At 57.1% G+C, this 25,633-nt stretch carries 22 protein-coding genes; 10 read left to right on the forward strand and 12 right to left on the reverse strand.

Annotated elements, in window-relative coordinates; all coding sequences use genetic code 11:
- Nucleotides 1-2: 2 nt before the first annotated feature.
- On the reverse strand, nt 3-581 hold the full coding sequence (locus tag NCG89_RS16050; RefSeq protein WP_251087573.1) for a hemerythrin domain-containing protein: 579 nt from the start codon (nt 579-581) through the stop codon (nt 3-5).
- Nucleotides 582-765: 184 nt separating this feature from the next.
- Between NCG89_RS16050 and NCG89_RS16055 the strand changes: the two genes are divergently transcribed.
- The gene (locus NCG89_RS16055; RefSeq protein ID WP_251087574.1) at nt 766-2,889 is read left to right on the forward strand and encodes an acetyl-CoA hydrolase/transferase C-terminal domain-containing protein; all 2,124 of its coding nucleotides are present in this window, start codon (nt 766-768) and stop codon (nt 2,887-2,889) included.
- A gap of 1 nt (nt 2,890) precedes the next feature.
- On the opposite strand, the gene NCG89_RS16060 is transcribed toward NCG89_RS16055, so the two are convergent.
- Complete coding sequence (locus NCG89_RS16060) at nt 2,891-3,931, reverse strand: hypothetical protein (RefSeq protein ID WP_251087575.1); 1,041 nt, start codon at nt 3,929-3,931, stop codon at nt 2,891-2,893.
- 237 nt (nt 3,932-4,168) lie between these two features.
- On the opposite strand from NCG89_RS16060, the gene NCG89_RS16065 reads away from it, so the two are divergent.
- Nucleotides 4,169-5,185 carry an ankyrin repeat domain-containing protein gene (locus NCG89_RS16065; RefSeq protein WP_251087576.1) on the forward strand — a complete coding sequence of 339 codons (1,017 nt, stop codon included), beginning with the start codon at nt 4,169-4,171 and terminating at the stop codon, nt 5,183-5,185.
- 377 nt (nt 5,186-5,562) lie between these two features.
- The gene (locus tag NCG89_RS16070; RefSeq protein ID WP_251087577.1) at nt 5,563-5,922 is read left to right on the forward strand and encodes a hypothetical protein; all 360 of its coding nucleotides are present in this window, start codon (nt 5,563-5,565) and stop codon (nt 5,920-5,922) included.
- Between the two features lie 91 nt (nt 5,923-6,013).
- On the opposite strand, the gene NCG89_RS16075 is transcribed toward NCG89_RS16070, so the two are convergent.
- Nucleotides 6,014-7,816, reverse strand: a complete 1,803-nt coding sequence (locus NCG89_RS16075) for an acyl-CoA dehydrogenase C-terminal domain-containing protein (RefSeq protein ID WP_251087578.1) — start codon at nt 7,814-7,816, stop codon at nt 6,014-6,016.
- Nucleotides 7,817-8,061: 245 nt separating this feature from the next.
- Between NCG89_RS16075 and NCG89_RS16080 the strand changes: the two genes are divergently transcribed.
- On the forward strand, nt 8,062-9,180 hold the full coding sequence (locus NCG89_RS16080; protein ID WP_251087579.1) for an enoyl-CoA hydratase/isomerase family protein: 1,119 nt from the start codon (nt 8,062-8,064) through the stop codon (nt 9,178-9,180).
- 36 nt (nt 9,181-9,216) lie between these two features.
- Here NCG89_RS16080 and NCG89_RS16085 read toward each other — a convergent pair whose 3' ends face one another.
- From NCG89_RS16085 to NCG89_RS16095, 3 genes are all read right to left on the reverse strand, one after another.
- Complete coding sequence (locus NCG89_RS16085) at nt 9,217-9,387, reverse strand: hypothetical protein (RefSeq protein WP_251087580.1); 171 nt, start codon at nt 9,385-9,387, stop codon at nt 9,217-9,219.
- A gap of 180 nt (nt 9,388-9,567) precedes the next feature.
- Nucleotides 9,568-10,200: a hypothetical protein gene (locus tag NCG89_RS16090; protein WP_251087581.1), complete on the reverse strand. Its 633-nt coding sequence runs from the start codon at nt 10,198-10,200 to the stop codon at nt 9,568-9,570.
- A complete protein-coding gene (locus tag NCG89_RS16095) occupies nt 10,197-11,501 on the reverse strand; it encodes an ammonium transporter (RefSeq protein ID WP_251087582.1) in 1,305 nt (434 codons plus the stop codon). The genes NCG89_RS16090 and NCG89_RS16095 overlap by 4 nt, the downstream gene beginning before the upstream one ends.
- Before the next feature lie 316 nt (nt 11,502-11,817).
- Here NCG89_RS16095 and NCG89_RS16100 point away from each other — a divergent pair, with 316 nt between their 5' ends.
- The gene (locus tag NCG89_RS16100; protein ID WP_251087583.1) at nt 11,818-12,024 is read left to right on the forward strand and encodes a DUF2061 domain-containing protein; all 207 of its coding nucleotides are present in this window, start codon (nt 11,818-11,820) and stop codon (nt 12,022-12,024) included.
- 61 nt (nt 12,025-12,085) lie between these two features.
- Here the strand turns inward: NCG89_RS16100 and NCG89_RS16105 are convergent, their stop codons facing one another.
- Nucleotides 12,086-12,268, reverse strand: a complete 183-nt coding sequence (locus NCG89_RS16105) for a hypothetical protein (RefSeq protein WP_251087584.1) — start codon at nt 12,266-12,268, stop codon at nt 12,086-12,088.
- A 278-nt stretch (nt 12,269-12,546) separates the two neighbouring features.
- Between NCG89_RS16105 and NCG89_RS16110 the strand changes: the two genes are divergently transcribed.
- Entirely contained in the window at nt 12,547-13,155 is a 609-nt protein-coding gene (locus tag NCG89_RS16110; RefSeq protein ID WP_251087585.1) for a DUF502 domain-containing protein, read from the forward strand.
- 114 nt (nt 13,156-13,269) lie between these two features.
- Nucleotides 13,270-13,671, forward strand: coding sequence for a hypothetical protein (locus NCG89_RS16115; RefSeq protein WP_251087586.1), 402 nt, complete (start codon nt 13,270-13,272; stop codon nt 13,669-13,671).
- A gap of 33 nt (nt 13,672-13,704) precedes the next feature.
- Here NCG89_RS16115 and NCG89_RS16120 read toward each other — a convergent pair whose 3' ends face one another.
- From NCG89_RS16120 to gcvP, 5 genes are all read right to left on the reverse strand, one after another.
- Complete coding sequence (locus NCG89_RS16120) at nt 13,705-14,637, reverse strand: M56 family metallopeptidase (RefSeq protein WP_251087587.1); 933 nt, start codon at nt 14,635-14,637, stop codon at nt 13,705-13,707.
- On the reverse strand, nt 14,630-15,049 hold the full coding sequence (locus NCG89_RS16125) for a BlaI/MecI/CopY family transcriptional regulator (protein ID WP_251087588.1): 420 nt from the start codon (nt 15,047-15,049) through the stop codon (nt 14,630-14,632). The genes NCG89_RS16120 and NCG89_RS16125 overlap by 8 nt, the downstream gene beginning before the upstream one ends.
- A 364-nt stretch (nt 15,050-15,413) precedes the next feature.
- On the reverse strand, nt 15,414-16,706 hold the full coding sequence (locus NCG89_RS16130) for an OmpA family protein (protein ID WP_251087589.1): 1,293 nt from the start codon (nt 16,704-16,706) through the stop codon (nt 15,414-15,416).
- A gap of 72 nt (nt 16,707-16,778) precedes the next feature.
- Nucleotides 16,779-19,616, reverse strand: coding sequence for a hypothetical protein (locus NCG89_RS16135; protein ID WP_251087590.1), 2,838 nt, complete (start codon nt 19,614-19,616; stop codon nt 16,779-16,781).
- A 415-nt stretch (nt 19,617-20,031) separates the two neighbouring features.
- Entirely contained in the window at nt 20,032-22,908 is a 2,877-nt protein-coding gene (gene gcvP, locus NCG89_RS16140; RefSeq protein WP_251087591.1) for an aminomethyl-transferring glycine dehydrogenase, read from the reverse strand.
- 384 nt (nt 22,909-23,292) lie between these two features.
- On the opposite strand from gcvP, the gene NCG89_RS16145 reads away from it, so the two are divergent.
- From NCG89_RS16145 to NCG89_RS16155, 3 genes are read left to right on the forward strand one after another with little or no spacing between them, the layout of a single operon-like run.
- Nucleotides 23,293-24,360 (forward strand): peptidoglycan-binding domain-containing protein, encoded by a 1,068-nt coding sequence (locus NCG89_RS16145; RefSeq protein WP_251087592.1) that lies wholly within the window; start codon nt 23,293-23,295, stop codon nt 24,358-24,360.
- Nucleotides 24,361-24,409: 49 nt separating this feature from the next.
- Nucleotides 24,410-24,991, forward strand: coding sequence for a uracil-DNA glycosylase family protein (locus tag NCG89_RS16150; protein WP_251087593.1), 582 nt, complete (start codon nt 24,410-24,412; stop codon nt 24,989-24,991).
- Complete coding sequence (locus NCG89_RS16155; protein ID WP_251087594.1) at nt 24,988-25,596, forward strand: NUDIX domain-containing protein; 609 nt, start codon at nt 24,988-24,990, stop codon at nt 25,594-25,596. Before NCG89_RS16150 ends, NCG89_RS16155 begins: the two co-directional genes overlap by 4 nt.
- Nucleotides 25,597-25,633: the final 37 nt, after the last annotated feature.

Below are 25,633 nucleotides of genomic sequence, written 5' to 3' on the forward strand. Positions count from 1 at the left end.
TGTCATTTCCGGGACTCATGAACGGTGGTGGCAGTCGAGCTGGCGGATTGCGGTTGACGAAGCAGCGCCAGATAGGCGTCGCGCTCGTCAATGGCCTCCTGGTCCAGGTAGTGTTCGATTTCATCTTCAATGCGCTGCCATTGGTCGGCAGTCAGCATTTTTTCAGCGTCGAGAAACAGGCGCCGTTCATCGTGAATATGAGAAATCTGGCGGGTGTAGTAGTGCTTGCACAAGCGGATGACAGATAGGCCTGCCTTGCTTTGTGCCAAACGCAGCTCGCCAAAAATTTGGACGAGCCGATCACTGAGGGCCTCCAGCCGTTGGTGGTCCCGCTGTACCTCGGCAATGGCGTGTTGATCGGCCAGGGGGTGTTGGGCAAGGTGGGCAAACAGAATGTCCTCAATCGGGTGATGCCATTTTTCCGGGTATACCTGGATGTAATCCAAAATGGAAAGAATGGTATCCACATCGGCTTTTCCTCGATGCAGTCCATAGAACTTGCTGACCTCAGCATTTAGGGTATATAGCATTTTCAGCATGCGCTGGTGATCAGACTCCAGTCGACTCAACATTGGATGCATTTCGATACCCTCACGTCACTGCGGTTGACCAGGCGCAACCCTGAGGTCAGGCCGTTCCCCTCATCGCCAGAGGGGTTAGCGTGTAGCCTATCGCTGGACTGATAGGGGGATCTTGATGTGGGTCAAGGAGTGGGCTGTTGCTGGTGAAGTCCGGGGGAAACTGATGGTGGCTAAGGGGGCAAGCGTGAGTGAGTGGGACATTGAGTCGGCAGTGGCAGAAATTCTCAAGCGACTGCCGGGTGACATCGTGGTGGCTATGCCGCTGGGGCTCGGGAAGCCGGTGGCACTTATCGATGCCCTTTACCGGCAGATAGCCAACCTCCCTGACCGTAAGTTGACCATTTTAACGGCGCTTTCTCTCGGGCGGCCTGTGGAGAAATCCGCCGAGGCAGGGCGATTACTGAATCCGGTTTTTGATCGGCTGTATGGCAATTACACCGAGCCCCAATACATAACGGATCTGGCCAACGCGGCGTTGCCGAGCAACATCTGTGTGAAGGAGTTTTATTTCAAGCCGGGTAGCCAGGTGGGAAACCCGCTGGCCCAACGGCATTACATCAGTTCGAACTACACTTTTGCCGCCCGGGATGTGGCTGCCCAAGGCTGTAATCTGGTATTGCAGTTAGTGGCCAGGGACGACGGTTATCCCGGCCGGGTGAGTACTAGTTGCAACCCAGATACTAGCTCTGAGTTGGTCGATATCTTGCGCTCCCAGAGGCGCCCGCCACTGCGGGTGGCAGTCATCCACGAAGACCTGCCCTTTATGCATGGCGAGGCCAATGTGGACGAGGGCGAGTTTGACCTGCTGGTCAAACAACCGCTCAGCGGTCACGGGCTGTTTGGGGTACCTCATCTCGCGCCCATTCCTGCGGCGGATTACGCCATCGGCTTGTATGCCAGCGCGCTGGTGGCTGATGGGGGTAGTTTGCAGCTGGGCATTGGCGCCATGGGGGATGCCATTGTGCATTGCCTGCTGCTGCGCCACCGGGAGTCCGCGAAATACCAGGCGTTGCTGGATCGCTTCCAGGCAACCCAGCGGTATGGCGACTTGATCGCCAATGTGGGTGGAACCCGAGCCTTTGAAGCGGGGCTTTACGGCGTCACTGAAATGTTTGTGGAGGGTTTTCTCGCGCTGTTCAGCGCCGGTGTGTTACGCCGCCAGGTCTACGATTTTTGGGCGCTCCAGCAGCTGGTGAATGATGGCCGCTGTCAGCCCGAGGCGCTGTCCGATTCGATATTTCGCGATCTTGCCGACCTTGGGGTCAGGGAGTTGCGCGGCAAGGACTTTGCTATCCTGCAACACCACGGCGTTTTTCGGGATGATTGTCAGTATCGTGAGGGCCATATCATCGGTGCCGACGGCGAGGCATTTAGTGCCAACGTGGCCAATCCTGAGAGCCAGAAGCGAATGCAAGCCTGTGTGGGTGAGTCACTGCGCAACGGCACGGTGCTTCACGGCGGCTTTTTTCTGGGAAGTGACCGCTTCTACGAGGCTCTTCGCGGCCTGGATAACAAGGCGCGCCGACAAATCGCCATGTGCGGGGTGGACAAGATTAACCAACTCGATGCCAACCCGCGGCTGTTTCGCCAGCAGCGACGGCGGGCGAGGTTTATCAACACCGGGTTGAATGTGTCGCTTACTGGCGCAGTGTCGTCGGATACCCTGGAAAATGGTCAGGTGATATCCGGTGTGGGCGGTCAATATAACTTTGTAGCGATGGCCCATCAGCTCCCGGAAGGGCGCTCTATTCTGATGATTCGGGCGGTACGGGGCGAGGGCAAACACGCCCGTTCTAATGTGCTTTGGCAGTATGGCAGCTGCACCATTCCCCGGCACCTTCGCGATATTGTCATCACCGAGTACGGCATTGCGGGCTTGCGCTCAAAGACCGATGAGGAGGTCATTCAGGCGCTGATCTGTGTTGCAGACAGCCGCTTCCAGCCGCAGCTGGTGGCTGAGGCAAAAGCGGCCGGCAAGTTGGCGAGTGACTGGCAGGTGCCCGTTGCCAGCCGCAATAACCTTCCCGAGTCGGTGAGCCAAAAAGTGCGGGAGGCCGGCGACGTGCTGCCACCGTACCCGCTGGGTTGCGACTTCACCGAGGTGGAATTGGCGGCGGCCAGGGCCTTAAAAGCCGTGGCCGGCTTATCGCGATGGGAGAAGGTTCGGGCGCTGATTGCACCCCAGCGCGGGAGCCCGGAGCTCGAGCCGGTGCTGGCTTGTCTCGGATTGACGTCAGATGCAGCTGATCAGAGTGGCATAAAGGCTCGGGCGCTGAGGAAGCTGCTCGCCTTTGAGCTGGCCCGGTAGCTTACTCGTACATTTCCGATGCGCAGGCAGAATAGTAGTTGTCCTGGGCAGACTGCATGTCGTCGATCAGGTTGCAGCCTGCGACTTTGGCATAGCGCCGCATCGCCTGGCCGCAGGCAGTGCTTTTAGCCTTGATCGGTACGCTGTGGTTGCCTCCGTGGGGGCAGCTGAACTGGAACTGCTCGTCGATGACAAAGCCGCCCCCCGAGCCGCCACCGCCTGAACCGCCGCCCAGTGCGCCACCGGCGCTGCCTGCGAGATTGCCTGAAGAGGGTACAGAGAGGGAGTTAACGGTGGCCTGCAAGTTGGACATGCCCTCGGCTCCGCCGTAACTGTCAGCAACAATGGAGCTTAAAATTTTTGCCTGGGCTTCACTGCTCAATTGATCGAGTCCCCCGGCGAGTGCGCCCACCCCGAGGGCCATCGCTTTACCCCAATCGAAATTAGACTGGGATTGTTGCTGCTGCGCGATGGCTCGACTGATCTCCTTGTCCTTGCTGATCAAATTTCGGCGAATATCGGTCGCGGAGGCATCGAGCTGGTCGAGTACCTTGGTGACATCGTTGGCGAAGCGTAACTGGCTGGCAACGGCGGTGCTGCCGTGGGCGGATAGGTTTCTCCCGGCCTGCCATTTGCCACAGGCATCTCGCAGTTGCCCATTCATTTGCGCGGCGGCCTTTTCGCCCGCTTCAATAACGCTGGCTTGACTGATCTGGTGGTCTGCAAAGTTATAGCAGCCCTGGGTGGCGCAGCCACAACGGTTGGCCAGGCGGCGATCGAAGCCGCGCAGTTCATCAATCGCGCGCTGCTGACGGGTTTGCTCTCTGCCAGCGTAAATATCATCAAAGCCCAGTGATGGCGATGCGCCGGAGCCCCCGGCTTCGGGAGGCTGCTGAACCTGTGGCTTGTTTGTCGTTGTCGGTGTTTCGTCCTCCATCAAGGCATCCAGAGACAGCCCCTGGGCCTGGGTGTCGAATGCCGGAAGGCTGAGCGCAGCGGTGAGCAGCAAGAGGGCGAAACATGGGAACAAACGGAAAAACATTGCAGCGAGATCTCGGTCGGCTCGATCATTCTAACAGGGGGTCTTGGTAGGGTTTGACGGTAAAGGCTGATGGTCGCGTTTGCAAGGGCTGTCGGCGCCAAGCGCATCCCTTGCCTTGCGCCGCTAGGCCTTAGCGGTTACTTTTTACAGCTTCCTAGTTGCAGCAGTAAGGCATATAACGATATCTGCCAATGTGGTGCTTTTGTTCCCATTGGTTGACGCCGACGAGATAGTGTTATGAGTTATTCGATGTCCTGGTCCCGCCTGAGTAAGTTTGTCATTGCCCTTGGTTTCTCCGTGTTGGTGGTGGGTTGTTCTTCCCAACCTGCGTTGGTCACCGCGTCGATTGAGGGCAACAATAGCCAGGTAGACGCCCTGCTGGCGGCAGGGTATGACCCCAATGTGCTGAGTGAGGGCGGCGCGACACCGTTGTACTCGGCTGCCAGGGCCAACCATATTGAAGTGATGAAATCGCTATTGGCCGCAGGCGCTAAGGTTGATAAGGGCTATGGATTGTGGAGCCCACTAAACGGTGCCTTGCGAACCGACGCCACACTGGACGTTGTCAAAATCTTGATCGATGCCGGGGCCGATTTGAATACCCGCAATGCCGACGGCTGGACACCGCTGGCCATGGCGGCCCGCTATCGGAGTGCGGCGCATGTGGAGTTGCTGCTGGATGCCGGCGCGGATATCGAGGCAACCAATAAGCACGGCATGACGCCACTGTATCTTGCGCTGGCGGGGGAGGACCCGGCAGTGGCCACGCTGCTGGTTGAGCGAGGTGCTTCACTCTCTGCCACCACCAACGAGGGTAAAACGATTCTCGCTTATGCCGCCGAAAAAAATGGCATCAAGCCGGAGGCGCTGAAAGCATTGCGGACGAAGTACGAAATTAACGAGCGGAAGGCAACCCTGATTTCGCGACTTGAAGCGGTGGAGGAGAAAGACGCCGAACTGCCGCTAAGTTTGAAGCGAGACAAATACCTTGTGGCCTTCACCTCGGCGCTCAAGTCGGAGAATTATATTGAGGCCGTGCTGTACGCCAACTTGTTGGATCGTCTTGGCGAGGCAATGGAAGATTCCTTTTACTATTTTTGGGGCGAGGCACTATTGGCCGTGGGGTCGCCCGATGCGGCCATCGAGAAGTTGAATTTTTACCTTACGCGGGTTGGCTCAAGCGGCAAGTACTATACCCAGGCCTTGCAGATGATCTTGAATGCCGAAAAGGCCCGGGATGGTGCCGTGATCTAAGCGGTTTGCCTCAACCCTTGATATTGAAGCCTGACTGGCGGCGTTTTTGATGCTCAACAGGGAGGTCGACGGGCACCGTCTTCCTCCTTTCTGCCTGGCAGACAGGCTCTAACATTTATCTTAATCCGCATGATTTTAGGTGTGCAGGCTGCGAAGCCGGTCACACTACAGCAAATCCATTTTTGCCCTGTTTGTCGTCTGCTTTTGAAAAAATATAATTAAAACAATTTGTTATAAGTTCATTCCTGCTCGGTGCGTGGAATTACGAACTGTTTCTGTCCCCGCGAAATCCCTATCGTCTGTCATACAAGCTCTGTTAGCCTCGCGCTCAGATTGGCTTCACCCGATTTAGCTCCACCAGAAATGGCAGGTGACTTATGATAAAGATAATGCTTTCCGCTGTACTGCTATATGCGTCACTGCTCGGTGCGTCGGCGACCTATGCCGCCCCCAGTCAGGACAGTGATGTTTGCCTCGATTGGGAGGTTGAAACCTACGCCTCCGGGGACGCCCTTTCGAGTTGCGCCTACTTTAATCCAGATAAAGTCTCGACCCGCTTTACCGTGATCAATCATTGCAGCACGCCGGTGCGCGGTGTGTTCAGTTACCTCCGCGACACCGAGCCGAGAGTCATGTCGGTGCAACCCTTTAAAGTGCGGCCCGGTGGCACCGCCGTGGTAGCAAACCCCTGTGATGGGGCTGCTGATTGGTCCTACCAGGTCACTCAGGTGAATTGAACGCCCGGCTTTCAAATAAGCTGGAAAACCTGCTGCGCAAAACCAACAAACCCGGGAAATCCCGGGTTTTTTGGTTTTGGACTCTGCGGAATTAGCGCAGGCTGAAATGCGCCTCGGTCATGCCCATCACGCTGCCGGTGCTGCTATCCATCGATTCCGCATGGGCGGTGGCGCGGGGCAGCAGACGTCTGAAGTAGAACTCGGCCGTTTCCAGTTTCGCCTGATAGAAGTCCACTTCGGTGGTGCCTTCGGCCAGCCGACGCTCCGCCAATTCGGCCATCTGCGACCAGTAGTAAGCCATCGACAGGTAGCCGCTGTACATCAGGAAGTCGTAGGAGGCGGCGGCGACGGCATCCCGGTCCTTGCTGGCTCTGGCAACCATTTTGAGGGTTTTCCAGTTCCAGCACAGTGTGCTGCGCAACAGCTTGGCGGCAAAGCCCCGGCGCTTGCCTTTGAACAGGGTTTTCAGGCCATGGCTGTAGAGCTTTTTACTGAAGGTGGTGTACAGGCGGAAACGATCCAGAACGACTTTGCGGCCAATCAGGTCCATTGCCTGGATGCCGGTGGTGCCTTCGTACATGGTTGCTATGCGAGCGTCCCGGTAGATCTGCTCCAGGCCGTGTTCCTTGATATAGCCGTGGCCGCCGTAGACCTGCATGGCATTGCTCGCCGATTCCAGACCTGTCTCGGTGAGAAAGGCTTTGAGAATGGGAGTCAGGAATCCGAGCTGGTTTTCGGCCTGTTCCCGCTCGGCTTCGGTGCCAGCCTGGGTCATAAAGTCGGCGTATTTTGCCGCGTCGTACAGCATTGCCCGGCCACCTTCAGCAAAGGCCCTGGCGGTGAGCAACATGCGCCGAACATCGGCGTGATGGATGATGGCATCGGCAACCTGATCCGGGTTTTTGGTGCCCGACAGGGCGCGCATGGAATGGCGCTCCAGTGCGTAGGGAACGGCATTTTGATAAGCCAGTTCCGAGGCGGCCAGGCCCTGGATCGCAGTGCCCACGCGCGCCGTGTTCATAAAGGTGAACATGGCAGGGAGGCCTTCGTTTTCTTTGCCCAGAAGATAGCCAGTCGCGCCGTCAAAATTCAGCACGCAGGTGGCGTTGCCGTGGATGCCCATTTTCTCTTCGATACTGCCGCAGGTGACGCCATTGCGCTCGCCGATACTGCCGTCGGCATTGGGCAGAAACTTGGGCACGATGAACAGCGAAATGCCTTTCGTCCCCTCGGGTGCTCCGGGAATGCGCGCCAGTACAATATGAACGATATTCTCGGCCAGATCGTGTTCGCCAGCGGAGATAAAAATTTTGCTGCCAGTGACCCGGAAGGTGCCATCGCTTTGGCGCTCCGCCTTGGTTTTCATTTGGCCCAGATCGGAGCCGCAGTGGGCTTCGGTAAGACACATAGTGCCGGTCCATTCGCCGCTGCATAGCGGTGTCAGGTAGGTCTGCTTTTGTGCATCGCTGCCATGAACTTGCAGGGTGTTCATCGCGCCCAGGCTCAACCCGGGATACATGCCCCAGGCCCAGTTTGCTGTGCCCACCAGTTCGGATTTGATCAGGCCAAGGGAGAGTGGCATGCCCTGACCGCCGTACTCGGTCGGGTGAGAAAGGCCCTGCCAGCCACCGTCGATCCACATCTGATAGGCTTCTTTGAAGCCCTCGGGGGTGGTGACTTCGCCATTCTCGAGGCGGCAACCCTGCTGGTCACCGATATGATTGAGCGGAGCGAGCACTTCCTCGGCAAATTTTGCGGCCTCGGCTGAGATCGCATCCACCATGTCCGGGGTGGCTTCGTCGCCACCAGGCAGCGTTTTGTAGTGGCTTTCGTAGTTCAACAACTCATGGATGACGAACTGAATGTCCCGTAACGGCGCTTTGAATTGGGTCATGTTGTGCCTCTGTGTACGTCAGGAAGAGTCGGGCATTGGGCCCAGCTCGAGTGTCAAGGAGCTTAGCCGAAGCGGGGAGGCGGGCAATTGGCCGTGGGCTGGTATCCGGCCTGACGATTGGGTCAATCTTGGTGGCCGAGATACGCCGACAAAATTGCACGCGCGCGCGGATTGTTCGAGAATGAGGCAGGTCGGATAAAAGGGTTTTTGATGATAATGATGCCGACTGGCCGAGAGGTGTGGCAATGCAAGTTGATTTTGCAGTACATCTGGAGCGACTTTCCCTTCCGGCAGGGGGGTATCTTGCCCATCTGACCCTCAATGCCCCGCGTCGTCTCAACGCCCTCACGCCGGAAATGGTGGCAATGCTGTTGCGCTTACTGCTGGAGCTGCGCGACGACCCGGATGCGGTGGCGGTTTTCCTCGATGGCGCTGGCGAGCAAGCGTTTTGCGTGGGTGATGATGCGTTGCGCTTGTGCGAATCGGCGCTGGCCAATCCGGGGGGCCCGGCAGTGGAAGCCGAGGCATTTTTTGCCCAGGAGTACGCGGTCGCCCATCTGATTCATACCTTTCCGAAGCCCATTATTGTGTGGGCCTGCGGCGCGGTGATGGGGGCCGGTGTCGGTTTGATGGTGGGTGCCAGCCACCGAATCGTCACCCAAGCCAGCCGGCTGTCGATGCCAGAGATCAGAGTCGGCTTGTTCCCGGGCCTGGGCGCCAGTTGGTTTCTCCACCAGATGCCGGGTTCGACGGGCTTGTTTTGCGGCCTGACTGGCGCGGAGTTACTGCCCGCCGATGCGCTGTATGCGGGGCTAGCGGATTATTGTCTGGCGGTGGATTGCCGTCGCGATGTACTGCAGGCCTTGATTCAACTGCCCTGGTGCGATGATAGCGAATGGAACCGGGAGCAGGTGACTGAGCTGCTCACCGATATAGAAGCAGAGCAGGGCGTGGCGCTTGGTGACTCCCACCTTAAAGGCGCGCGGGAATGGATTGAGCGCACCTGCTGCCCCTTGGAGCCGGTTCGGGTGGCACGCAAAATATGCCAGTACCGCGGCGGACAGGCCTGGCTGCAGGCGGCATCGGTCGGGCTACAGAGGGGAGCGTCCAGTGCAGCGAAATTGATATTTCGACAGCTCGATCAGGGCAAGGGCTTGAGCTTGAAGGATGTCTTCCGGATGGAGTTGATTCTGGTGGTTAATCGAATTCGGGATCCGGAGTTTGCCGAGGGTGTTCGCGCGCAGCTGCTGGACCGGGACCGCGATCCTCGCTGGTGTTATCGTTCAATAGAAGACGTGCCTGACGCTGAAATCGACGCGCTGTTTTCGGCTCCCTGGCAGGTGCATCCGCTGGCACATTTGTAAATTCGCTCAAGCCAATCACGGTTTCCCGCTGAACCATTACATGCCGTGGTCGCGCATCTGCTTTGCCCGCTCGTCGGCTTGTTGCTGCAGCTGGGACTCCATTTGATTGGCTCTATCCAGGGCGTTTTGCTGGCCGGGACTGAGGACAGTGGATTCCGGTGCCCGACTGCACGCCATCATCGATGCCGCCATGACGATAAAGATCATCGGTTTGATTGCTCGTCGGCTTGGTGGGACAGTTCTGATAATGGGTGGCGGGGCAAAGACGGTCATATGGCCTACCTCAGCGAGTGAATGGCACTAAAGATAGGGCAGACCGCAATTGGGGTAAAGTTGGTGTCTGCATAACGCGGCGCCTTTGCAAGGGGCTATTTTGTGGCACTGCAATCAAAGCAAAGACCCGAGAAAGCGATCCAACTCTGGCCGTTCCTGTTGCACCTTTTTGACGGCGGCAGCCAGCATGCGGTCCGCCTGAATCGGTCCCAGGCTTTCGCACAGCAACACATAATATTGGTTGATCAACTTTTGCAGGAGGCTGGGCGGGGCGTTGTCCAGCTCTAGTGGTTGTCTACTGGCCAGCCAGCGCTGAAGGGCGTCCAGTATACTGGGTGGCAGATTTCGGCGGCGCAGCGCAGCGAATAAGTCGAGGCGCAGTTTGGCCTGCTGACTCTCACCGAGCTGGCCCATCAGGGCGAGCATAAGCTCGGAGAAGGCGGTGCTGTGGCTCAGGGTGGGTTGTCGCTGGGGGGCAAAGGCTGCTGTGCTGCCATTGGCGCTGGCTGCCTGGCTTGCAGGCAGGTTCATGGCATTGAGCAGGCTGCGTAAAATGGCGGCGCGCTGGTTTTTCAGGGGGGTGTCCTGGCAAATGTCTGCCACAAAGCGTTGCAGCGCCAGGCTGGGTTGATCTGCATACCGGCTTTCCCAATGGCGCAGCGCACGCTCTACGCCATGGTCATCCAGAAAACCCTGCAAGCCGGTGGCGATAGCCTGGCGGCGTTGATTGAAATCTTTTTGACTCATCGCTTGTAATCCAGGTCGCCGGCGCGGTCGGCGGTATAGGCGGTATTACCTGAGGGAAACTCGGGGTAGCCAATTTCGGCGTGCTCGCTGAGGTCCAGGCCTCGCTGTTCGTGCAGCGCGGAGGCGCGCAGCCCCATCGTCAGGTCAATGAGGTAGTACATAATCAAGGCGGTGGAAAAGGTCCAGATGAAGCACGCCAGAATGCCAACCAGCTGCACCACAATCATCTGGGTATTGAACATATCCTCGGCATAGAACATGCCCGCTGCCAGCGTGCCCCAGGCACCGGCAAAGCCGTGCACTGATACCGCACCCACCACATCATCCAGATGCAGATTGACCAACATTCTGCCGCCAAGGGTGCACACGATACCGCCGATAAAGCCAGTAAGCAGTGCGAACATGGGGGTCATGCTGGCGCAGCCAGCGGTGATGGCAACCAGGCCCGCCAGACTGCCATTCACCGTTTCCGTCAGTAATATTGGCCGGCGGCCAACCAACGACAGCAGCATGCAGGCGGCCGCGCCGGCCGCTGCGGCCAGTTGGGTGTTCAGGTTGATCAGACCAATGTCAGCACTGGCCGCCAGGGTGGAACCGCCGTTAAAGCCAAACCAGCCAAACCAGAGGATAAAACCGCCGAGAGCGACCAGGGTGAGATTGTGGCCGCGAATCTCGCGGGGCTTGCCAGCTTTGTCGTAGCGGCCCAGCCGCGGCCCAAGAATAATAATGCCGGCCAGTGCCGCCCAGGCGCCCACCGAGTGAACGACAGTCGAACCGGCAAAATCGATAAAGCCCATTTCGGCAAGCCAGCCGCCGGAATTCCATACCCAGCTGCCGAAAACCGGGTAAATGGCCGCAGTGATGAATACAGCACCGACCAGGTAGGCCTCAAAGCGAGTTCGCTCTGCCATGGCGCCACTGGCGATCGTGACGGCGGTGGCGGCAAACATGGTTTGGAACAACAGGCTGCCATAGGTGCTGGCGTCGGCCTCATCGAGCAAGAACAGGTCGGTGCCAAACAGCCCGGTCGTGTTGGTGCCAAACATCAGTCCGTAGCCCAGTGCCCAGAAGATCAGGGTACCGATGCAGACATCCATGTAGTTTTTCATCACTACGTTGAGAGCGTTTTTTGCCCGCGACATGCCGGATTCTAGTAGCGCAAATCCGGCTTGCATCAAAAATACGAGGGCGCTGGCAGTGACCAGCCAGACCATGTCCATGGCAGCGGTTGCATCGTCGGCGAGCGTAGGCTGGCTTGCGGCCAGCAAAGCGAGTAAGCCAGTCAGTCGGGTGTGAGTCATTTGAACCTCTATGGCAGTGGGGTGGCGGCACCCGGCTTGAAAAGCGGTATTCTCTGCAGACATAGCAACTGCTATGCCACTTGAGGTAAGTGGGATGGGACGGCGTTTTAGGGTCCCAGACGGGCATTGACGCGAATTTAGCAATAGATGCCATAAGGTGGTGCGGGGCTGTGCGCTAAGCCGGGGCGCCGGGTCTCGAATAGGAAAAAACAATGAAAATAGTCGGAAAGATCAATTATGCTTATCAAATAAGAATCGTTATCGTTGGTGCTCAGGTATTTGATGACCTCCACTTCAAGTTAAAGGGGCAGCAGTGATGAAAAAGACCGTCAGTTTCGCCGTTTTGCATTTCAGTGTGGCCTTTTCCGTGGCCTACGTGTTGACCGGCAGTGTCTTAGTGGGCGGTGTGATGGCCCTGATTGAACCCGCGATTAACACGGTGGTGTTCTACTTCCATGAGCGGGTATGGCGGCATTTGCAGGCGCCATCAAGCGCCCCGGCAGAGATGGCGCTGGCGGGTTGAGGCCTGCGGATAGAGCCTAGTGCTCTAATGACCTGGGCCGCAGGATCAGGGCGAGGCATGATCAGGGAATCGCACCGCACTGCCTGAGCATCGCTAATACCAGACCCACCGCGACGAGGGGCAGGATCCAGCGACTGAGTTTGTTTTGGGTCTCAGTGCTGGGCTGGGGGGCATAGCGCTCGATCAGCGGAATGACAACAAGCAGGGCCAGAAACAGGCCGCTGAGGATGAGCATTAGGGTCATCGTTTCTCAAATCCTTGCGCGACCCCGGACAGGTTTCGGGGTCGCGTTGCCAAATTGTAAATATTTACCGTAGTCAGTCTGCCACTCGCTGGACGGTTCTTCCAAGCCCCCGCAGGGCGCGTGCTTTGGGCGCTCGCAGCTGACAGTCCCTGTTGCTCAGAATGACAAATCGCCATTTCTCTCCGCCAGGCTGGTGAAACTTAGGCCAGCGGGGCCTGCCCAAAAAATCGTGATGGTCTGGCCGGACGATGTCAGACAGATATTCAGGGAGCGATTTTATGCGAAATCTCAGTGGTGCGTTTCTGCGCGGTATGTTTGTTCTGCTGCCGGTGGTGCTGTCGATCCAGCTCGCGGTATGGGTGATATCCACCGCGGAATCCTGGCTGGCACCGCCCTTAAAGGAGTTGCTTGGACCGGTCTACTTTCCCGGGATGGCTCTGCTGTTACTGGTTGCCCTTACCGTGCTCGTTGGCCTCAGCTCGCGTTGGCCCACGGCCAGCTTTGTCTGGGGCTTACCGGGGCGAGTGCTGGAGCGTACACCAGTGTTGCGGCAAATCTACGGTACGCTCAAAGACGTGATGGAAATTATGGGGGGCAATAAATTCGATGATGAGGCGGTGGTCATGGTCGAGCTACCCAATTCAGAAGCCCGCCTGATTGGTATCGTCACGGTGAGGGAGAAGGGCAATGGCAACACGATGGCCAGTGAACTCGATGATGATCATATCGCGGTGTACCTGCCAATGAGTTATCAGGTGGGCGGTTACACGGTTGTGGTACCTCGGCAGCATACCCGACCGATTGATATGCGTCCCGCCGATGCCTTGCAACTTGTGCTCAGTGGCGGTGTGGTTTCTGAGCCGGGCCGGGAGCGAAATATTGGCTAGACTCTAGACGGGTGATCTAAATCAACGGTCCCGGCAGCGCGGTTTGGCTTAATGATGTTGACGTGCCCTTGAATGGATCAAGCAGCCGATGCCCGATAAACAGGAGAGTCATCAATGAGAGTACTAATTTGCGGTATTTCACTGCTGTGGATCGTCTCTGGCGCCGCTATTGCGGGACAGAGTGGCCCGATTCGCAGTGAAGTGGGTTTTGTCGACGAAACCAGTGGCGCGCGGGTGGAAGCGGTGGAGCCCCAGGGTGATGGAGAGTATCGGGTGCTGGTCTCGGTGCCTCGGGGTGAAAACACCTCGCCAACGGTGATTGAAGAAATTGTGGTTAGCGCCTCCCGTGATACCCCGAGGGAGGCTGAGGAACCCGTGCCAGCGCCGCGGTATGAGTTGGTGAAAGATTATGCCAACGACCGCTACGGGCTCTATGTGTATCTGGGCAAAAACCGTGAGTGGCCATTTCGCTTGTTCTTTAAGGATCACAGCGCTGCGGAAATCCATAACTACTGAGCGGTTGCGCACCGGCCTCCCTTGGTCGCTGGGCTATTCGCTTAGCCAGAACAACAGCAACTCGATTTGATGGTGAAGGGGGTTGATGCTCAATCCCGCCAACGTGAGCATCACCGCTACGGTTGAAGCCGTGATGAACGGCGAAGGGGGCCTGGGTGCGGGGTTTAACAGGGCCATGACCCGCTGCTCAACGGCTTCGTCGACAAAACTGCTGGTGTGAGGGGCGGCGGCGCAAGACGCCTCTGCCAGTTTGACAATACAACGCGCGACATCGGCGCGGCTGTGGACCTTGCTGGCAATCAAATCACAGTGTTTCTCGATACCCAGCCGCAACTCACCGCGGAAACGGGCTGCGCCGGGCATGGGCAGGCTAACCATCTTGGCGAGCAGCAATCGCAGGTTATCGCGGTGGAGAACGTGCCCGCGTTCGTGGCGCAGCACAATATCTCTCTCTTTCTCATCGCAATGGGCCAACAGGCCTGAGCTGAGCACAACGCGGGGGGTAAGCAGGCCGACTGTGAAGGCCAAGAGCTGTTGATCCGGTACTTCCAGGAAGTCGCCCCGGTCGCGGGAAAACAGGCGAACACTGTCTTTGCAGCGCCGACTGGCAGTGGTACTGCGCCAGCTTTTCCTACTGATGGCCACTAGCGCTAGTACCGTTAATACCAGGGACGCCGGTCCGGCCTGAGGCAAGATTCCAACAGGATGATGGTTGGAGCAGACACCGTCGTGACAGTGGTAGCCGATTAAAAAATCATTAACGAGCGGCAGATACAGCAGCACCGTGGTGGCAACGCTGATTGAGATCGGCAGGAAAACCGCTACTAACAATAGGCTTGTGGCTTGCTGAGGGTGAAGGCCTCTCAGCAGCATCAGCAGGGGGCGTCGAAGAGCGACCAGAGAGAGGCCGAGAAAGAACCACAGGCTTAGGAAGACAAGGTTGGCAGTGCCAAGGTGTTCAATCATTACCCTTTTTGCGCTCGTGCTGATCGATGAGCTGCTTCATGCGATCCAACGAATCCTTGTCGATACTGGCAGCCGCGTTAACGAAGCCGCTTAGGATAGTTTCTGCCGGGCCATCGTGCAAAGCGTTTATGACATCGCCAATGAGACGTCCCATCAGCTCGCCGCGCTTCACCACCGGGGTATAGATGTAGGCGTGGCCCTGTTTGCTGCGGTTTAGCAGGTTCTTCCGGTGGAGGCGTTCCACGGTGGATTGCAGGGTGCTGATACTTGGACGTTTATCCGGGGTGAGGCGGCTAGCCAAGGCTTTTACATCACTGCCGGGCTTTTGCCAAAGCAACTCTAACAGTGCAAGTTCGAGTTCACCGAGCTGGGGAAGGGCATTGTGACGAGATCGTGCACGCAATAATTTCATATCAAAAACTGACTCCAAAGCAGTTTTTTGGGGCGGGGTAACTTGCTGCGTAATCTCGGTAGATTTTCGTATAAGATTTTGAAAATAAAGGATATTTTAGAATTTTCACGCAAAGGTTACTCCGCAGTAACCCGCCGACAATAACTGAATGAGAATCGTTTTTAAAGAAGTATCTTTCTAGAAAAATATCTGTTCACCAATGGAAATAATGCGGTTCCGGTGAATGTCCAGGGTGAGGCCCGATGGCTATGCGGGACAGGCGCGCCGATGACTACCGCGCCTGTGTGAGGTTTTGCTGCTGCGCACAAACAAAAAAGGGCAGCTCTGAGAGCTGCCCTTGGTAGTGGTTTAGCGCGCCGCCGATTTAGTTTGGCGAAATGACCTGCAGTTCGACACGACGGTTGCGCTCGCGGCCCTCGTCGGTGTTGTTGCTGGCCACCGGCTTGCTTTCGCCATAACCAATCGCTTCCATACGAGTGCGGCCAATGCCCTGGGTGGTCAGGTAATCCACCACGGATTGGGCGCGCTCCTGAGAGAGGCGTTTGTTGTAAGCGTCGCTACCGACAGAGTCAGTGTGACCCATGATAATGATCTTCACGTCTGGCTCGTTGTTCAGCGACTCAGCCACTTTGCGCAGGACAGTTTTGGAATCCAGCATCAAGCGGGCCTTGTCAAACTCAAAGTGAACACCGCTGAGCTCAACGGTTTGCGAAATCACACAGCCGCGAGAATTGACTTTCATGCCAGGCAGGGTGCCAGGACACTGGTCAATCTTATTGGGCACGCCGTCGCCATCTTCATCCAGCGGACAGCCTCTGGCATCTACTGGGGTGCCATAAGGGGTGTTCGGGCACTGATCGATGTCGTTAGGCACGCCGTCCCGGTCGTCATCAATCGAGCAGCCGTCGACGTTCACTTTGGCGCCCGGAGGTGTGTTCGGACACTTGTCGCGGAAGTCAGGTACGCCATCACCGTCTTTATCCAGCGGACAGCCGTCGGAATCGACCCGGGTACCCCGCGGGGTGTTGGGGCATTTGTCCAGGCGATCAGGCACACCGTCGCCGTCAGAGTCGTAATTGTAGGGTAGGGGCTTGGCACCTAGGGGCACCGACACACCCAGCATGGCGCCGTAGGTGTAGAAGGTGTCGTCGTTAAGGGGCGGCTCCTCCTCGATATTGTCGACCTGATAGCGAATTTCAGCGCGGAACTCCACTTGGTCCAATTGGTACATCAGGCCTACGATCATATCGGTACCGTATCCTGTCTCGGATGCGCCAATAAAATCCACGTCGTGGTAGGTAGCGCCGGCACCAAAGAAGGGCTGCAGTGCGCGAGAGTCCAGTTCAAAGGCACGGGCAGGGAAGAACAAAACGTCCAGACCTGCAGCGGTGCGCTCGTATTGGTCACCTATTTCGGTCTCCAGATCACCGTAGGTGCCGTAGAGGTCGAGCATCACATAGCGGCTAATAGGTTTGCCGATACCAAACTTGTATTGAAAACCGGTATCAAAATCGGAATCGTCGGCCACCATTGAACCGACCATGCCGTGAATACGCCAGCGGTCATCAATCACGCGTTCGTCTTCGTCCTGGCTGTAGCCGGTGGTGGCTACACAACCTAAAGCAAGGGCAATCGTCCAGTTACGCAACTTGCTCATCTATTGGGTCTCCATATGTGAGTAGCTATAAAAACGCGACCCCGGAGGGTCGCGTTAAGTTTGTTTTTGTTGTTAGGGCGCAGGAATCGGCAGCGGAATGCCGGGTGCTCCTGGCAGCTCTGGTAGCCCTGGAGCGCCTCCGCCGGTCAGGTCGCCGAAGATCGACTGGCACTGTTCTGGCGAGATTGTATCACCAAGTCCGCCGAAAGCGGTTGGGTCGAGCGTCAACAGGCCGCCCAGTAAGGCTGTCACACTGGTGGTCAAAGGATCAACCGCACAGGCATCCAGCGCGTCAACCAGCGTCAGCAGGCCAGGAGTCTGATCGGTGCCGCCCAACAGGCCGCCAGTGATCGCACCCAGGCCAAAGGGCGCATCGGTGAATTCCGGCTGACCAGGAATGGACAGGTCGGAGAAGCTGCCAGTGATCAATGCAGTCAGAATGTCCTCGGTGGGCACGGTGCCGTCGAGTGCGGCGAGGACCGGATCAGCGATCAGGCTAACACCATACACCAGTGGCACAACGATGCCGGCTGGCAGGGCGCCTTCGGCTGGTGTGCCTACACCTAAGGTGAGTGCGGGTTCAAGAATCTCACACACTTCGTTTGAGAAGCTCAGCAGGTCATCATCTGCCGCCGGCAACACCAGTACGGTGGAGCTTTCTTCGGCGATAATGTCGTCTTCACTGAAGCTTTCGTCACCATCGCTGTCAATAAAGCTCTGAATACAAACGGTGCTCAGACGCAGCTGACCGTTGGACTGCAGCTTACCTTTCTGCTCGCCAGTAAAGCTCGCAGCAGGGCCGGGGTTCAGGCCAGGCGTATCACCGCCACCGCCAGGCGCACCAGGAAGCTCATCCAGTGGCAGCGTCAGGATGTCGATGACGTCTCCCAGGTAGAAGTCCAGGATACCGCCCAAAATGGGGATGCCGGCCAAGGGAGAGTCTGTTCCCGTATCGTCACCGCCGCCAGGAAACTCAGGAATCTCCAATGGCAGCGCAGAGGCACAGGTGCCATCGCCATTGGCGTAGCCGGGGAGGGCTGAGAATTTCACAGCATCGGCGCCAGAGACATCGGGCAGGGTGCGCGGGTCGCCGTTGTAGCCGGCAACATCGCTTTCGAACAATGCGTGGGCGTAGAACTGCTGACTGCCATTAATGAAGGTGTCGCCGGGAGCCAGTGTACCCACCAGGTCGGTTCTACCCACACAGGAGAATGCATCCACATTACGCTGGTCCGGCTGGTTGGCGTTAGAAACCTGCAGCAGGTGAAGCTCAACAACGGGATCGTCAACAGTAGTAATCGTGCGCGAGTCAGAGATACCGGCCGCACAGGTGTACGTCGCTTTGAGGTCCGCGCTTCCCACAGTCTGGTTGTCGGTTGACGACACAGATGTGGTTGAGCCTGTTGTCGGGTTGACCGTCAACACATCGCCATTGCTGACGCTCCAGCCAACACAGGCATCAGTACAGCTGGCAACCACCGGATTGGTCTCGCCAAAGGTACATTGGGCTCGGTAGTCCAGGTCTTCTTCCAGAATGTTGAGGAAGATGGTGTCTGGTGCATTTGGATCGGGATCAACCGGAACGATTTCGATATCGGTAACCGTTGAATCAACCAGGTTCAGGCGCAGCGTGTCGGTCACCACGGGGCTGTTATTTTTGTTATCGAAGCTGCCAGTGACAACCGCGTTGGGGTTGGTGTCGGCGATCTCTTGGAACTCGCTCCGCGAAATCAGGCTGGCAGAGCCGTTGGTTGCATCCAGTCCGTCAGCAAAGATAGTGCCGGAGTTGGCAGACCAGGTCAGGCGGCCACTGGCAGCACACCGGTAATCCACAAATGCGGTTTGATTGGCATTGTTTGGGTTGGTGTAGTTCAGTCGCGCTACCATTTGCAGATTCTCACCCGCAGGCACATCAATGCTGGCAGCGTTCAGGCCGCGACATTCGCTCAGGTAAGCTTCGTCATCAAAGTTTCCGTCTTCATCACAGGCGTCCACTTCTGGGTTTACGACACCGCAAACCGTGACGCCACCAGCTTGAACAACGGCAGGAATGAGCTGAACCTGTTTGGGATATTTGCCTTCCAGCACGTTGTCGACGCCGTCGTTAGGGGTAACGTCGGTGCCAATTTTGTCGCAGGTATATTGTGGGTCAATGACCACAATGGTCACGGTAACGACTTGGTCGTCATCGTTTTCAAAGAAGGGGTTTTTAAGTGTGGCGGGGGCAGAGCCACCGGTGTAAGGCTGACTGCCCTCAAACTTCAAGAACTCAGCCGGTTGCGGAAGTGAGCAGAAACGCACCGTGCCGGTTTGGTTTTCTGGAGTGGGGATTTCCTTGAGCGGCTGCAGCAGACGGTAGGCCACGTCAGTCGGCACAACATCGCTGACCGGATCGAGTGCAATCACCTCCGGGCCACTAATGAAGGGGTTGCCATTGGGGATTGGCGGCCGCACGGTAAATGCTTCACTGAGGTTGTAGGTGGTGCCGTCAAATGCATAGCTGCCGCGCAAGGTCAGATTCTTGGTGGTATCCGCGGTGGTCAGGCGAACCGTGCTGAGAATATCAATCACATTACCCAGCGAGCCGGCATTGCGAACCTCTTCAGCGAGCGCCGCAACTTGTGGCGTGTTGTCTGCGCCGGTGATGCTCCACTGCGTATTTGCGGTAACGTTTAACTCAGGGCCTTGATTGTCTTGTACACCGTCAGTCTGCAGGCCAAGCATTCTGGCGGGAATCATTGCATTGCCCGTGCCGGCCAGGATATTGCCGTTGGGGAACTCAATTCGAAGGGTGTCTGGGTCGAGCCGGAGTCCAGGACGATCCGGGCTGTTAGATCCGCCTCCGCCACCACAGGCGGTAAGCAGGCTAACGACTAGCGCTAACGGTAGGCCATGCTTCAAGGTTTTCATTTATCCCCCTCCAGGAGAGTTCAGCAGTGATTCAAGAAAAAAGGTACATAAGTTATTGTTTGTGCAACTGTCGCGTAGTTTTACGGACTTTACACGCAAAAACAATACTGCTCGCATCTAAGTCGTGATGTTAGATCGGGTTTGATACTATTTTCTGTGAAACGAGTAGTAAATACGTAGTTTAATTGCGCATTTTGCTAATTGTGGGAAGTGAATTTCCCGTCCCTCAATGTTGCTGATGATTACATTTGGAGCCTGACGCAGCGGTGCCAGGGGGTGCTCAAATGGGGCGGCGCGGCAGTGAGTTCGGCCGCCAGAGCCGGCGTTGCCACCGCAACGCCGGCTGGCTGAGATTGGCACCGAGTGTAATGCCGCAGTCTTAACCGCGCCTTAATATCGTTCGCTTGTCTTTGTGTTATTGCTGGTAGCTTTCGATCGGCGGGCAGGCGCAAAACAGATTGCGGTCGCCGTAAACGTTATCGATGCGACTGACACTTGGCCAAAACTTGTTTGCCCGCAAGCCCGGAACCGGGAAGGCGGCTTGCTCCCGGCTGTAGGGATGAGGCCAGTCGCTGCTGACTGTATCGTTGTGGCTATGGGGGGCGTTCACCAGGGGATTGTCTTCCAGCGGGAATTCGCCAGCTTCTACTTGGGCAATTTCCCCGCGAATCTGAATCATCGCCTCACAGAACCGATCCAGTTCGTACAGGGATTCACTTTCGGTTGGCTCAATCATCAGCGTGCCGGGAACGGGGAAGGACATGGTCGGGGCGTGAAAGCCATAGTCCATCAATCGTTTGGCGATGTCTTCTTCACTGATTCCGCTGGCTTCTTTCAGTGGCCGTAGGTCAATAATGCACTCATGGGCAACACGGTCATGGCGACCGGTATAAAGAATCGGATAGAACTCCGCCAGGCGCTTGGCAACATAGTTGGCGTTGAGAATGGCAACCTGGGTTGCCTTCTTTAAACCGCTGGCCCCCATCAAGCGGATGTAGGTCCACGAGATGGGCAGAATACCCGCGCTGCCATAGGTGGCTGCGGAGATGGTGTCGTTTTCGCTCTCCACACCCTTCACTGGCGCGACCGGGTGATTGGGCAGGAAGGGCGCCAGATGGGCTTTCACGCCAATGGGGCCCATGCCCGGCCCGCCGCCACCATGGGGAATGCAGAAAGTTTTGTGCAGGTTGAGGTGGGAAACATCGGCGCCGAACTCGCCCGGAGCGGCAACCCCGACCAGGGCATTCATGTTGGCGCCATCGACATACACCTGGCCGCCACAGTCGTGGACAATATTGCAAATTTCCCGAATACCTTCCTCGAACACGCCGTGGGTGGAGGGGTAGGTGACCATGACCGCAGCTAACTGATCGCGATGCTGTTCTGCCTTCTGTTTCAGGTCAGCAATATCGACATTACCCTGTTTGTCGCAAGCCACAATAATGACGGACATGCCCGCCATCGCCGCCGACGCGGGGTTGGTGCCGTGGGCCGAACTGGGGATCAGGCAAAGGTCCCGTTGAAAATCACCGCGACTTTCGTGGTAGCGCTTAATGGCCAATAGCCCGGCATACTCCCCCTGAGATCCGGCATTGGGCTGCATGGAAAAGCGGTCGTAGCCGGTGCAGGCCACCAATTGCGCTTCAAGCTGATCAATCATCTCGAGATAGCCGGCGACCTGGTCGCGCGGGGCAAATGGGTGAATACGGGCAAACTCGGGCCAGGTGATGGGGATCATTTCGCTGGTGGCGTTGAGCTTCATGGTGCAGGAGCCCAGTGCAATCATGGAGTGGTTCAGCGCGATGTCCCGATTCTCCAGCCGCTTCATGTAACGCAGCATTTCAGTTTCAGAATGGTACTGATTAAAGATTGGGTGCGTCAGGAAGGACGAGCTACGCTGCAGGTCGGCTGGAATGCCGGGCAGGTCGCCCAGCTGGCGATCAATCTCGCTGACGTTGGGAAGGGCTTGCCCCTTGCTGAACAGTGACCACAGTGATGTCAGATCGTCCAGGCTGCTGCACTCGTTGAAGCTTACAGACAATTTTCCGGGCAGTCGGCGCAGGTTAATCAGTTGCGCTTCGGCGGCATCGGCAATGGCGCTGGTCTCTTCGCCGGTGTCCACCACAATAGTGTCAAAGAACTGTTCGTTGCAGGTGTAACCGAGCTGTTTTAGACCCGCGGCGAAAATGCCTGCGAGACGATTGCAGCGTTTGGCGATTCGCTGCAGCCCCTCAGGGCCGTGGTAAATGGCATAAAACACCGCCATCACGGCCAGCAGCGCCTGGGAAGTACAAATGTTGGAAGTCGCCTTTTCCCTGCGAATATGCTGCTCGCGGGTCTGCATGGCCATGCGTAGGGCGCGACGGCCTTTGCTGTCTACCGAGACGCCGATGATTCGGCCCGGAAGAGATCGCTTGAAGGACTCACGGGTTGCCATAAAGGCGGCGTGGGGTCCGCCAAAGCCCATGGGCACGCCAAACCGCTGGGCGCTGCCAATAACAATATCGGCACCTTGTTCGCCCGGCGGCGTCAGCAACAGCAGGCTGAGAATATCGGCGGCGACGACCGTGCTAATGTCGCGCTCCCGGGCGATATCCAGGGTTGGGCGCAAATCGGTGACCTGGCCATCGCTGCCAGGGTATTGCAGCAGCACGCCAAAGCAATCGGTGCTGGCAATCGTGGCTGCCACATCGGCAACCTGAACTTCCAGCCCCAGCGGCAGGGCGCGGGTCTTCACCACCGCAATGGTCTGGGGGTGGCAATTCTGGTCAATCAGAAACACGTTGCTTTTGTTCTTGCGGGCGACGCGCTTGCATAGCGCCATGGCTTCGGCGGCCGCCGTCGCTTCATCTAATAATGAGGCATTTGCCAGCTCGAGGCCGGTCAGGTCCATCGCCATCTGTTGGAAATTGAGGAGCGCTTCCAAGCGTCCTTGGGCGATCTCCGGCTGATAGGGGGTGTATGCCGTGTACCAGCCGGGGTTTTCCAGCACGTTGCGCAGTATCACTGGCGGAGTAATGGTGTCGTGGTAGCCCATACCGATGTAGCTTTTTGCGACCTTATTTTGTTGGGCAATGCGGCGGAGTTCGGCCAGCGTGTCCATTTCTCCCTGGGGTGCGGGTAGCGGCATGTCGCCGCGCAAGATGGCGGCGGGTACGGTTTGGCGGATCAGGTCATCGAGGGATTCAGCGCCCACTTTCTCCAGCATCTGCTGTTGCTCGCCTTCATCGGGGCCGATGTGGCGCCGTACAAAGTCGTCGTGGGAAAAAAGGGAGTCAATCGCGCTTGTCATGCTGCAGTGTGCCTGTTGTTGAGTCGGGGGGAGAAAAGGGCGCTATTAAACCACAAAGTGGGTCGTTTTTCCTCGATTTGGCCAGTGGCTCGCCGGGTGAGCGAGCCGGGTTTCCGGGGTAGGGAGATGGCCCAAAAGTGCCCGGAGTTGAGATGTGAGCCTGCCACACCCTGGTGGCGTTTTGTCATGTTGATTTGTCCCCAAAATGACACTCATAATAATGATGTGTAATAGTATCGTTACATCTATGAAAATAGGTGAAATAGCGAAAAAGAGTTGGCAATTTACAATAGAAAAAATGATAGCTAACAATTATAGTCAGACGAATTTCTTGGTTTACATTCACTCTGGGGTATGACGTTGCGACTGGCTAGTCCACTATTTATGCTGGCAGCGGCAGGTATTTTGCTGGCCTGCCAGCTGCCTCCCGCCCAAAATACTTCTACTGCCGCCGCGGTGGTTCCTCCCTATGACACAACCACCGAGCGGGTAGATGAGTTAGAGAGCGCCCTTGCCGACGCCTTGATTCAAATAGAGCGGCTTCAGGCTGAGCAGGCGGATCAGCAAACGCTGTCGGATATTCCTCCGGATGCAAATGAAAGCAGCTGCTATGCCAAACTGCTGGTGCCCGCCCAGTATGTGAATCGCAGCGAGCGGCGCATTGTTAAAGAAGCCAGTGAGCGTATCGAAATGCTGCCAGCAAAACTGGGCTGGGTGACTGAGCGAGTAATGGTAAGTGAGGAATATGTCACGCTGAAGGTAGTGCCCGCCACGTATAAATGGGTCGAGGAGCGGACCCAGGTGCTGCCCGAGCGTCGCCGTCAGGTAATGGTGTCGCCTGCGAAATATAAGACCGTGGTAGAGAAGGTGGTCGACACTCCCGAGCAACAGGTCTGGCGACCCGGGCGCGGCGAGCGAGAGCGGGTGGATGACGAGACCGGTCAGATCGTACATCTGGCAACCATTCCGGCCACCTATCGCAATATCACTAAGCAGGTACTGGTGGCGGAGCCCACTTATCGCACCGAGGTGATCCCCGCCGTCTTTGAAACGGTCTCCAAGCGTGTGGTGGATACGCCCGAGCATACGGTGGAAGAGGTGCAACCTGCGGTATATAAAAGCGTGCGAGTGAAAAAGGTCCTTGAGCCCGAACGCCAAGTTCGCCATGTCGAGCCGCCGGAATACAAGACTTTCCATTACAAGGAAAAAGTCGCTGACGCCAAGTTGGATTGGCGGGAGATTCCGTGCAAGCCCACCTTGACTGAAGGCCTGGTTCGCGCGTTGCAGAAGGCCCTCAACGCCGCGGGCTTTGATGCTGGCTACGCGGATGGTGTTTGGGGGCGGCGCACCGAACAAGCGGTGGCCGCTTACCAAAAAGACAAAGGCCTGGCGACCGGACGTTTGTCGATGGAGGCGATGCATTCACTGGGGATTTTCCCGACGGTTGAATAATATGGAGTGAGGCTTGCCCGGTGCGGGGGCTTCTGCGCACAATGGCGAAATGAGTCTATTGTCCGCCTTACTTGCAGAGGTCAGAGACTGTCACCATTGCGAAGACAGTCTGCCTCTGGCCCCCCGTCCGGTGCTGGTTGCCCAGCCTGAGGCCCGACTGCTGATTATTGGGCAAGCGCCGGGGTTGAAGGTCCACAATAGCGGCATCCCGTGGAATGATCCTTCCGGCGATCGTTTGCGAAGCTGGCTGGGTATTGATAGACCCCAGTTCTACAGCGACCCGCGAATTGCCATTGTCCCGATGGGGTTCTGTTACCCCGGCAAGGGTAAGTCTGGGGATCTGCCGCCCAGGCCTGAGTGTGCGCCTCGCTGGCACGAGCGGGTCTTGTCTTTCTTACCTTTGGTCGAGCTGGTCTTGTTAATCGGCCAGTATGCTCAGCGGTATTACCTTTCACCCCCTGCGCTGTCGCTTACGGAACGAGTGCGCGACTATGATGGTCAGGGACGGTATTTTCCCTTGCCCCATCCGTCGCCGCGAAACCAAATTTGGTTGAAAAAGAACCCGTGGTTTGAAGCACAAACATTGCCTTTGTTGCGCCGCCGCGTTGCGCCATTATTGGAGTCATTATGAACAAGGCAGTTGGCCCCTGGCGGCAGCGATCGATCGAGACGGTTTACGAAAACCCCTGGATTAAGGTGGAGCACCACGAGGTCACCACCCCGGCCGGCAGTGACGGGATTTACGGCAAGGTGTGCTTCAAGAGCAGGGCGGTGGGTGTGGTGCCCCTGGATGCCAACGGCAACACCTATCTTGTAAAACAATTTCGGTATCCTCTTGAGGAAGTCAGCTGGGAGATCCCGGAGGGTGGCTGCCCCCTGGGCGAGTCGACGCTATTAACGGCCCGGCGAGAGCTGGAAGAGGAGACGGGTTTTCGAGCAAGCCGGGTTTATAAATTGCTGGAACTGCACCTCTCCAACTCGGTCTGTGATGAGGGTGCCGATGTTTTTCTGGCGCTGGATTTGATGCCGGGCGAGGCCTGCCTGGAAGACTCCGAAGCGGATTTGGAGGTACTGCAGTTGCCCCTGCACGATGCGATCGCGATGGCCCTGGATGGGCGCATTACCGATGCCATCAGTGTTGCGGCACTGCTAAAAATTCGCGTGCTGCTAAATGAAGAAAATGGCGACATCGACGCCTTGGTAGCGCGAATGACGGCCCTGGAGCACCTTGCCTGAAAGGGTGTGAATGGCAAAACTACGATGATTGGAGATA

The sequence above is a fragment of the Spongiibacter taiwanensis genome (genome assembly GCF_023702635.1).
GTDB lineage: Bacteria > Pseudomonadota > Gammaproteobacteria > Pseudomonadales > Spongiibacteraceae > Spongiibacter > Spongiibacter taiwanensis.

What these genes read in the sequence shown, in the direction of transcription:
- NCG89_RS16050 (WP_251087573.1), bottom strand. Translation starts at nt 581, where the DNA reads ATGCATCCAATGTTGAGTCGACTGGAGTCTGATCACCAGCGCATGCTG.
- NCG89_RS16060 (WP_251087575.1), bottom strand. Translation starts at nt 3,931, where the DNA reads ATGTTTTTCCGTTTGTTCCCATGTTTCGCCCTCTTGCTGCTCACCGCT.
- NCG89_RS16065 (WP_251087576.1), top strand. Translation starts at nt 4,169, where the DNA reads ATGAGTTATTCGATGTCCTGGTCCCGCCTGAGTAAGTTTGTCATTGCC.
- NCG89_RS16070 (WP_251087577.1), top strand. Translation starts at nt 5,563, where the DNA reads ATGATAAAGATAATGCTTTCCGCTGTACTGCTATATGCGTCACTGCTC.
- NCG89_RS16075 (WP_251087578.1), bottom strand. Translation starts at nt 7,816, where the DNA reads ATGACCCAATTCAAAGCGCCGTTACGGGACATTCAGTTCGTCATCCAT.
- NCG89_RS16080 (WP_251087579.1), top strand. Translation starts at nt 8,062, where the DNA reads ATGCAAGTTGATTTTGCAGTACATCTGGAGCGACTTTCCCTTCCGGCA.
- NCG89_RS16085 (WP_251087580.1), bottom strand. Translation starts at nt 9,387, where the DNA reads ATGATCTTTATCGTCATGGCGGCATCGATGATGGCGTGCAGTCGGGCA.
- NCG89_RS16090 (WP_251087581.1), bottom strand. Translation starts at nt 10,200, where the DNA reads ATGAGTCAAAAAGATTTCAATCAACGCCGCCAGGCTATCGCCACCGGC.
- NCG89_RS16095 (WP_251087582.1), bottom strand. Translation starts at nt 11,501, where the DNA reads ATGACTCACACCCGACTGACTGGCTTACTCGCTTTGCTGGCCGCAAGC.
- NCG89_RS16100 (WP_251087583.1), top strand. Translation starts at nt 11,818, where the DNA reads ATGAAAAAGACCGTCAGTTTCGCCGTTTTGCATTTCAGTGTGGCCTTT.
- NCG89_RS16105 (WP_251087584.1), bottom strand. Translation starts at nt 12,268, where the DNA reads ATGACCCTAATGCTCATCCTCAGCGGCCTGTTTCTGGCCCTGCTTGTT.
- NCG89_RS16110 (WP_251087585.1), top strand. Translation starts at nt 12,547, where the DNA reads ATGCGAAATCTCAGTGGTGCGTTTCTGCGCGGTATGTTTGTTCTGCTG.
- NCG89_RS16115 (WP_251087586.1), top strand. Translation starts at nt 13,270, where the DNA reads ATGAGAGTACTAATTTGCGGTATTTCACTGCTGTGGATCGTCTCTGGC.
- NCG89_RS16120 (WP_251087587.1), bottom strand. Translation starts at nt 14,637, where the DNA reads ATGATTGAACACCTTGGCACTGCCAACCTTGTCTTCCTAAGCCTGTGG.
- NCG89_RS16125 (WP_251087588.1), bottom strand. Translation starts at nt 15,049, where the DNA reads ATGAAATTATTGCGTGCACGATCTCGTCACAATGCCCTTCCCCAGCTC.
- NCG89_RS16130 (WP_251087589.1), bottom strand. Translation starts at nt 16,706, where the DNA reads ATGAGCAAGTTGCGTAACTGGACGATTGCCCTTGCTTTAGGTTGTGTA.
- NCG89_RS16135 (WP_251087590.1), bottom strand. Translation starts at nt 19,616, where the DNA reads ATGAAAACCTTGAAGCATGGCCTACCGTTAGCGCTAGTCGTTAGCCTG.
- gcvP (WP_251087591.1), bottom strand. Translation starts at nt 22,908, where the DNA reads ATGACAAGCGCGATTGACTCCCTTTTTTCCCACGACGACTTTGTACGG.
- NCG89_RS16145 (WP_251087592.1), top strand. Translation starts at nt 23,293, where the DNA reads ATGCTGGCAGCGGCAGGTATTTTGCTGGCCTGCCAGCTGCCTCCCGCC.
- NCG89_RS16150 (WP_251087593.1), top strand. Translation starts at nt 24,410, where the DNA reads ATGAGTCTATTGTCCGCCTTACTTGCAGAGGTCAGAGACTGTCACCAT.
- NCG89_RS16155 (WP_251087594.1), top strand. Translation starts at nt 24,988, where the DNA reads ATGAACAAGGCAGTTGGCCCCTGGCGGCAGCGATCGATCGAGACGGTT.